This window comes from Candidatus Caccoplasma merdavium, assembly GCA_018715595.1.
In the GTDB taxonomy this organism is placed as follows: domain Bacteria; phylum Bacteroidota; class Bacteroidia; order Bacteroidales; family UBA11471; genus Caccoplasma; species Caccoplasma merdavium.
Window position 1 is genome coordinate 54,748 of the sequence record DVLI01000013.1, and the last position, 7,108, is coordinate 61,855.

7 protein-coding genes are annotated in these 7,108 nt (G+C 49.1%); 1 reads left to right on the top strand and 6 read right to left on the bottom strand.

The window, feature by feature from the left end; genetic code table 11:
• Positions 1-51: 51 nt before the first annotated feature.
• Positions 52-1,239 carry a pyridoxal phosphate-dependent aminotransferase family protein gene (locus tag IAD09_04375; protein ID HIT81460.1) on the top strand — a complete coding sequence of 396 codons (1,188 nt, stop codon included), beginning with the start codon at positions 52-54 and terminating at the stop codon, positions 1,237-1,239.
• Positions 1,240-1,449: 210 nt separating this feature from the next.
• Here IAD09_04375 and IAD09_04380 read toward each other — a convergent pair whose 3' ends face one another.
• The 6 genes from IAD09_04380 to IAD09_04405 form a co-directional block, all read right to left on the bottom strand.
• Positions 1,450-2,667 (bottom strand): aminopeptidase, encoded by a 1,218-nt coding sequence (locus IAD09_04380; protein ID HIT81461.1) that lies wholly within the window; start codon positions 2,665-2,667, stop codon positions 1,450-1,452.
• 174 nt (positions 2,668-2,841) lie between these two features.
• Positions 2,842-3,444 (bottom strand): hypothetical protein, encoded by a 603-nt coding sequence (locus IAD09_04385; GenBank protein ID HIT81462.1) that lies wholly within the window; start codon positions 3,442-3,444, stop codon positions 2,842-2,844.
• 19 nt (positions 3,445-3,463) lie between these two features.
• Entirely contained in the window at positions 3,464-4,468 is a 1,005-nt protein-coding gene (locus IAD09_04390; GenBank protein ID HIT81463.1) for a PD40 domain-containing protein, read from the bottom strand.
• 206 nt (positions 4,469-4,674) lie between these two features.
• On the bottom strand, positions 4,675-6,159 hold the full coding sequence (locus IAD09_04395) for an MFS transporter (GenBank protein ID HIT81464.1): 1,485 nt from the start codon (positions 6,157-6,159) through the stop codon (positions 4,675-4,677).
• Between the two features lie 87 nt (positions 6,160-6,246).
• The gene (locus IAD09_04400) at positions 6,247-6,912 is read right to left on the bottom strand and encodes a bifunctional 4-hydroxy-2-oxoglutarate aldolase/2-dehydro-3-deoxy-phosphogluconate aldolase (protein ID HIT81465.1); all 666 of its coding nucleotides are present in this window, start codon (positions 6,910-6,912) and stop codon (positions 6,247-6,249) included.
• A gap of 71 nt (positions 6,913-6,983) precedes the next feature.
• On the bottom strand, positions 6,984-7,108 hold a 125-nt coding region (locus IAD09_04405; protein HIT81466.1), incomplete at its 5' end, for a sugar kinase.

Consider the following 7,108-nt stretch of genomic DNA (forward strand, 5'->3'; position numbering starts at 1 on the left):
CGGTTGCAAATTTGTTTATATGTCGAAAATACAAAAACTCTGTATGATATGATGAAGCCTTTGCAGGAAAAACTGGCTAAGTACGATGCTCCCCAAAAAGCCAAAGCTTTGGGCGTGTATCCCTACTTTCGGAAAATAGAAAGTGAACAGGATACCGAAGTGATAATCAATGGGAAGAAAGTCCTCATGTTTGGCTCGAACAGCTATTTGGGACTCACCAACCACCCGAAAATAAAAGAAGCGGCCATTGCTGCCATCAAGAAGTATGGCACGGGTTGTGCCGGGTCGCGCTTCCTCAACGGTACTCTCGACATACATGTGGAGCTCGAAAACCGTTTGGCCCGTTTTGTGGGCAAGGAAGAGGCGATTATCTATTCTACCGGTTTTCAGGTGAACATGGGCGTGATTTCCTGCCTCACAGGTCGCGAGGATTATATCATTTGGGACGAGCTCGACCATGCCTCGATTATTGAGGGTCGTCGACTCAGTTTTTCCAACTCGTTGAAGTTCAAACATAACGATATGGCATCGCTCGAAAAGGTCCTCAAATCGTGCAAAGAAGATGCCATAAAACTCATCGTTGTCGATGGAGTGTTCAGCATGGAAGGCGACGTAGCCAATCTCCCCGAAATCGTGGCGCTTGCCAAGCAATACAACGCGTCTATCTATGTCGACGAGGCCCACGGAATCGGAGTGTTCGGGCGTCAAGGCCGTGGCGTGTGCGACCATTTCGGGGTGACCGACGATGTCGATTGCATCATGGGCACATTCAGCAAGTCGTTTGCTTCGTTGGGCGGTTTTGTCGCCACCGACTCTGTTACGGCCAACTATTTGCGCCACAATTCCCGTTCCTACATATTCAGTGCCAGCATCACGCCCGCTTCGACGGCTGCCGTTTCGGCGGCTCTTGACATCATCGAGAGCGAACCCGAACGCATTCAGCACCTGTGGGACATTACCCATTATGCCCTCGACGGATTCCGTCGCATCGGTTGTGAAATCGGCAACACGACGACACCTATCATTCCGCTCTTTATCCGGGACAACAACAAGACATTCAGGGTAACCCGCGACCTCTTCGAAGAGGGAATCTTTGTCAACCCGGTTGTATCGCCGGCCGTGCCTTCGGAGGATACGCTCATTCGCTTCTCCCTGATGGCAACCCATACCTTCAAACAAGTCGATTACGCCTTGGAGAAGATAGAGAAATGCTTCAAGAAGCTCGATATCATCAAATAATATTTTCTTTCGAACGCAAAACCCCTCGACCGATAAGGTTCGAGGGGTTTTTGTTTTTACCTTCTCCCATAATATGGCCGTTTCGGGCATGAAGCGGTGTGCTTTGCGAGTCTGTCTCCTTGATGTCGGCATTTTCTCGTGATATAAAAACACAGGCGAGATTCCTGACGAATCTCGCCTGTGCTTCTTCCCGAAGAGGGAAATGTGTTTTTATTTCATTTTAAGCGCTTTGCGAATGTCCTTGGGTATGGCGTTCTTGTTTACCATATAAGACATGGTCTTGTAGGCGACGAACGGGCGCGAGAAGTAGTAGTAGCCGTCGTAGGGCGATGCCGTTACACCCCATGAGTTTTTCACCTTGTAGTAGGGGTTGCCGTTTTGGTCTACGGCTGTTCCGATGATGACCATGCCGTGGTCGTCGGTCGTCTCGTAGTTGTCAAATGCCGTTTGGCGCATTTCCTGGGTGATGACTTTTTCTTTGCCGGGCTTGTCAAACTTGTAGAGCATGTTCTCGCGTTCTCTCGGCGAAAGGTCCCCCCAGCGTGAAGCCTCGGTGCCCTCCATGCTTTCGAGGTCGACTTCGGGAACGATGGCAATGGCTTTGGTGCGGCTGAACCCTCTCTCGCTCACGTCACTGCCCCAGGCGATGGTGTATCCGTTTTCGAGGGCGTTGTCGATGATGCGCATCATGTCGTCGAGCGGCACGTTGTAGCTATATCCCCACGACCAGTTGTCGGGAACTTCGAGCACGAAAGTCGAGTAGAAGGGGTGGTGCGTATAGGAGGTGATGTCGACATAGTCTTCCATCTTGATGGGGAGCGATGCGGCAAACGATTGAGGCGTATATTCCTTTCCGTTGTAGGTGAATGTCTCGGGCATTTTGCCGAAGTAGGCATCGAGAATGCCGTTCAAACCCTCTTGCCAGGCGGTCGTGAGTTTTCCGCCGGTCGCATCGGCGGTTTTGATTACGGCGTCGACATAGGCTTTCAGCACGGCGTCTATTTCGTTAAATTCGGGCAACTCCGTTCCGTAGTTGAGCCCGGGATACACCTCTTCGGGTACGATGCCGTAGTCGCGAATGCCGTTGGTGACATCGTGTGCGGCACCGCCGACGGCAAAGTTGAGGCTGCCGTGCAGACGTACATATTTCACCGCTTTCTCGAAGTAGATGTTACGCACGATCCACATTTCCGAGAGGTCTATTTCTCCTCCCCCGGCACGGCGTATCTCATCTTCGAGGAACGACAGGGTCGAGAAGCACCAGCACGTCCCGCTGCGGTATTGGTTCTTGATGGCATTGGTGGGAAGCACTTTGACATCGGTGAATACATAGCCTTCCTCTTTTTTCTCCTCTTTCTTTTCGGGCTCTTGGGCTGCGGCCGAGAAAACAACGCCGGCCAAGGCCAAGGTAAACAGAAATCTCTTCATATCGGTTTGTGTGTTAAAAGTTTAAATGCGATTCCGTGAAAAATATATTCTCTTCTTCGCAAAAATACAACAAACTTTGCAAAGTACCATCTCAGGGAAAGAATTCTTTTCCTGTGCTAAATGAAAACGCCGAAAGATTAATTCTTTCGGCGTTTTCATTAAATATGTTTTGTATTAAAATTCGTAACCTAAACGCAGAGAAAGCGAGTGTCCGTTTGTTGATTCAAAATAACCACTACTATACCACCCCCCGTAATAATAATTATAATAATAATAAACATCTATGCCTGTTAGTTGGTATCCTGTGCTTATGTGCAGAGCGTTTTTACGCAAGGGTATTCTGATACCAACGAAGAAATTGAAATAGGCACTTCCTGCATCTTCCAATGCGGCATAACCCACGCGTGTACCCATATAAGGTGCTATTTTGCGGGTGTTGGGGTTGAGAAGGTTTACCCGGCATTCGGCGAAGATGGGCAAATATAAGTATGTGCCAGCTTCAAAGCCTATACCTCCGCCCACAAATACATAAGGTGCAAACTGGTATCCGTGTGAAGTATAGAAAGATGCCGATGCCATGAATCCAGCATAATCGTTTGAACCTATGGCGCAACCAATTTCTCCGAAACCTTTGTAGCCGCTGATGTAATTCCCTTGCGTGGTTCTTTGTGTATATTTGGGCGTTTGTAAAATGCTACTCCCCCCTGCGAATTGAGCGTTGCAAATCTGACCGCTGAACAATAGGGCGAATATCGCCCACATAAATCTTTTTTCCATAGTTCTTGTTTTTTTGAGGTTAGCGGTATAGTACGGAATTGTGCCCATCAAAATTCATTTTCCAGATATTGTATCGTCCTTGTGGATTGCCTCGCTGCGAGAGGAAATAGATACTTTTTCCGTCGGGCGCCCACACGGCCGAAAGGTCATTCCCAGGGTGATAGGTGAGTTGGGTGAGGTTGTTTCCATCTGTGCCTACGACATAAACGTCGGTGTTCCCTCGGCTGCTGCCGGTACAAACTATCCATTTGCCGTCGGGGGAGAGTTGTGGGGTTGAGAAACTTTGGTCGGGGCGTGAGAGCACAACCTCTTCGATTCCTTTTTCGGGATTGATTTTCCATATTTCGCACAGCCCGCGGTTGTTGTATCGGGTGCAATAGTAAGATCCAGGTTCATTGGGAATAGGGCAAGGAGTCATGCCACGGGAATAGTTCGATAGGAGATTGTTTGCCCGGTCATATCCCCATATGCTGTAATTGTTGTTGCCTTCCATGCGGTGGAAAAACAATATGTTACCGTCGGCCGACAAAGTCCCGCAATAATCGTTGGCGCTACCGATGGCGGTTATTTGGCGGACAACTGAACCTTGGTTGGCATTTATCAGATAGATACTGTTGCGTCCGTTACTATATTCTGAGAAGCATATTGTTGTTCCGTCGGGTGACCAAGAGAGATCCTGTACCAAGTTCCGGAAGGTTCGTTGAGTTGATATTCCCCCAGAAGTCGTGTTTTTTACCATGATGTTTTGCAAGTTGTTTTTGTAGCAGATGTAGGCTATGCGTTCTCCGTCGGGAGATACGTCGATAAAAGGATTAACCCACCATTCGACGGTGGTAATGCCGTTTATAGTCGTTTTTCTGACGTTTGGCGTGACAACTTCATCATTTTCTTCGGTAATCTTTTCAAATTTGATTCCTCCTTCTTCAGGGACAGAGATTGTTCCGTAAACAACCGTTTGTATCGGTTTACAAGCGCAGATGAATATCAGGCAGCAGGTGAGTAGATACAGTACGTTTTTTTTCATGTGATAAATTTTTGAATAAAGTCGAGTTTTCTTCTCCTGTTAATAAATTTTCTATGATAAGATTATGTATGGCAAAGATAAATACAAATAACATATTTTGAAAGATTATTTTTGAGTTTTTTCCAAACTTTTTGATAGTCCGCTGCAAAAAAAACCGCGACTCTTCGTGAGGGTCGCGGCTTTGATTATGGAGAAAAGAGTGATGATTATTCCACAACGATGGGTTTGTATTTGGGCACAAGGGCTTTCATGATGAACCATGCGATGAGGTAAGCTACGGCGCAGATGCAGAAGATAATCATGTATCCGGCTTCCTTGCCTTCGAATCCCATGAAGCGGAATGCTGCGCCCATGTTCTCGGAGTGGGTGAACAGGGCACCGGCACCTTTGTTGATGAGGAACGAACCTACACCGCCGGCCATACCGCCGATACCGGTGATGGTGGCAATGGCTCCTTTGGGGAACATGTCACCGATGGTCGAGAAGAGGTTGGCGCTCCAAGCCTGGTGTCCGGCTCCGGCAAGACCGATGATGATGGCAGGCCACCATACCGAGATGGCGCCGGCTCCTTGTGCGAGAAGTGCCGGCAGGGGCAGGAAGGCAAAGATGAGCATGGCCAACATACGTCCGGCATAGGGGTTCATGCCTTTTTTCTCGACAAAAAGACGAGGCAGGTAGCCGCCGAAGATGGAGAGCACCGTAACGATGGCATACAGTGTGATGATGAGGGCGATACCCATTCCTGAACTCGATTCATAACCATATTGGTCGGAGAAATAGGCGGGTGCCCAGAAGAGGTAGAACCACCATACACCATCGGTGAAGAATTTGCCGACGATGAACGACCAGGTCTGACGGTAGCAGAAACATTTCCAGAAAGGAATGGTTTTCTCTGCTTCTTTCTTTTCTTCTACGACAGCTTTGGCTTCTTCCTTGTCGTCTTGGAGGATATAGTCGAGCTCGGCTTGGTTCACATGTTTCGATTTCTCGGGTTTGTCATACATGAACACCCAGAATCCCATCCACAGGAAGCCCAGCGCACCGATGATGACGAATGCCATTTCCCAGCCACCGCCTACGCCGTGGTCTTTGAAATATTGTGCCAACAGAGGAATGGTAGCGGGGGCGACAAGAGCACCTACCGATGCTCCCGAGTTGAATATCGAGGTGGCAAATGCACGGTCTTTCTTGGGGAAGTATTCGGCCGTTACCTTGATGGCGGCAGGGAAGTTGCCGGCTTCACCGAGGGCGAGGATACAGCGGGCGGCAATGAAGAGCCATACGCTGGTCGTTGCAATGGCAAGGGCGGCTGTGGTACCTGATTGTACGGCGGTCATGACTTTTACGCTTTCATAACCTTGGATATGCATGGTCAGCCAGCCGCAGAGGGCGTGGGCACATGCACCGAAGCTCCATACGCCGATGGCCCAGAGGTAACCTCTTTTGGTTCCCATCCAGTCTACGAATTTGCCGGCGAAGAGCATGCAGATGGCATAGATGATAGAGAAGGTTGCGGTAATCGTTCCGTAATCGTTATCGGTCCAGTGGAATTCGGGCGCGATAAAGTCTTTCCATGTGAGCGACAACACTTGGCGGTCCATATAGTTGACGGTAGTTGCCACGAACAGCAAGACACACATCCACCATCGCCAGTTTGTTGCCAGTTTTGTAGTTGTTGATGTTTGAGTCATAAACGTGTTTTTTATGATAAATGAATAAGTTACAGAGAAAAAGTAAAGAAGGCAGGTCTTGAAAACCTGTCTTCTTTACTTGGTTTGTTAGCGGATTTCTTTGATGATGTCGAGGGCGCCTTTGCAGAGCTCGGTGATTTTGCTCCACTCTTTGGCGGCGATGACTTCTTTGGGGAAGAGGTTGCTACCCATGCCTACGCAGGTAACGCCGGCTTTGAACCAACCTTCGAGGTTTTCGCGGGTGGGTTTCACGCCACCGGTCACCATGATGTTGCTCCAAGGCATCGGGGCTTTCAATCCTTTTACGAACGACGGGCCAAGAACGTCACCGGGGAATACCTTGCAGAGGTCGCAACCGGTTTCCTGGGCAAATCCGATTTCCGATACCGAACCGCAACCCGGGGTATAGGGCACGAGACGACGGTTACATACTTTCGAGATTTCGGGGTTGAACAACGGGCCTACAACGAAATTGGCACCCAGTTGGATATACAGGGCGGCGGTTGCGGGGTCTACGACCGAACCTACACCCATGGCCATTTCGGGGCACTCTTTGGCGGCGAATTTTACCACTTCGGCAAATACTTCGTGAGCGAAGTCTCCGCGGTTGGTAAACTCAAATGCGCGAACACCACCTTCGTAGCAGGCTTTTACTACTTGTTTGGCAACTTCGACATCTTTGTGGTAGAATACCGGTACCATACCGGTCGAGGCCATCTTTTGCAGTACCTCTGTTTTTGAAAATTTTGCCATAATCGTTTCTTTTATAAGATAAGAATTATTTCTTGAATATGTGTTTCCTTCATGAGTCGGTGTCCCGATAATTATCTCGACACGCGGCCGGAGGCGTCACCGCTCATGAGTTTCTCGACCTCTTCGACAGTCACCATGTTGTAGTCGCCATAGATGGTGTGTTTGAGGCAAGAAGCAGCCACGGCAAAGTCGAGGG

Coding starts and splice junctions, on each gene's coding strand:
- IAD09_04375 (HIT81460.1), top strand. CDS start 52: ATGAAGCCTTTGCAGGAAAAACTGGCTAAGTACGATGCTCCCCAAAAA.
- IAD09_04400 (HIT81465.1), bottom strand. CDS start 6,912: ATGGCAAAATTTTCAAAAACAGAGGTACTGCAAAAGATGGCCTCGACC.
- IAD09_04385 (HIT81462.1), bottom strand. CDS start 3,444: ATGGAAAAAAGATTTATGTGGGCGATATTCGCCCTATTGTTCAGCGGT.
- IAD09_04395 (HIT81464.1), bottom strand. CDS start 6,159: ATGACTCAAACATCAACAACTACAAAACTGGCAACAAACTGGCGATGG.
- IAD09_04390 (HIT81463.1), bottom strand. CDS start 4,468: ATGAAAAAAAACGTACTGTATCTACTCACCTGCTGCCTGATATTCATC.
- IAD09_04380 (HIT81461.1), bottom strand. CDS start 2,667: ATGAAGAGATTTCTGTTTACCTTGGCCTTGGCCGGCGTTGTTTTCTCG.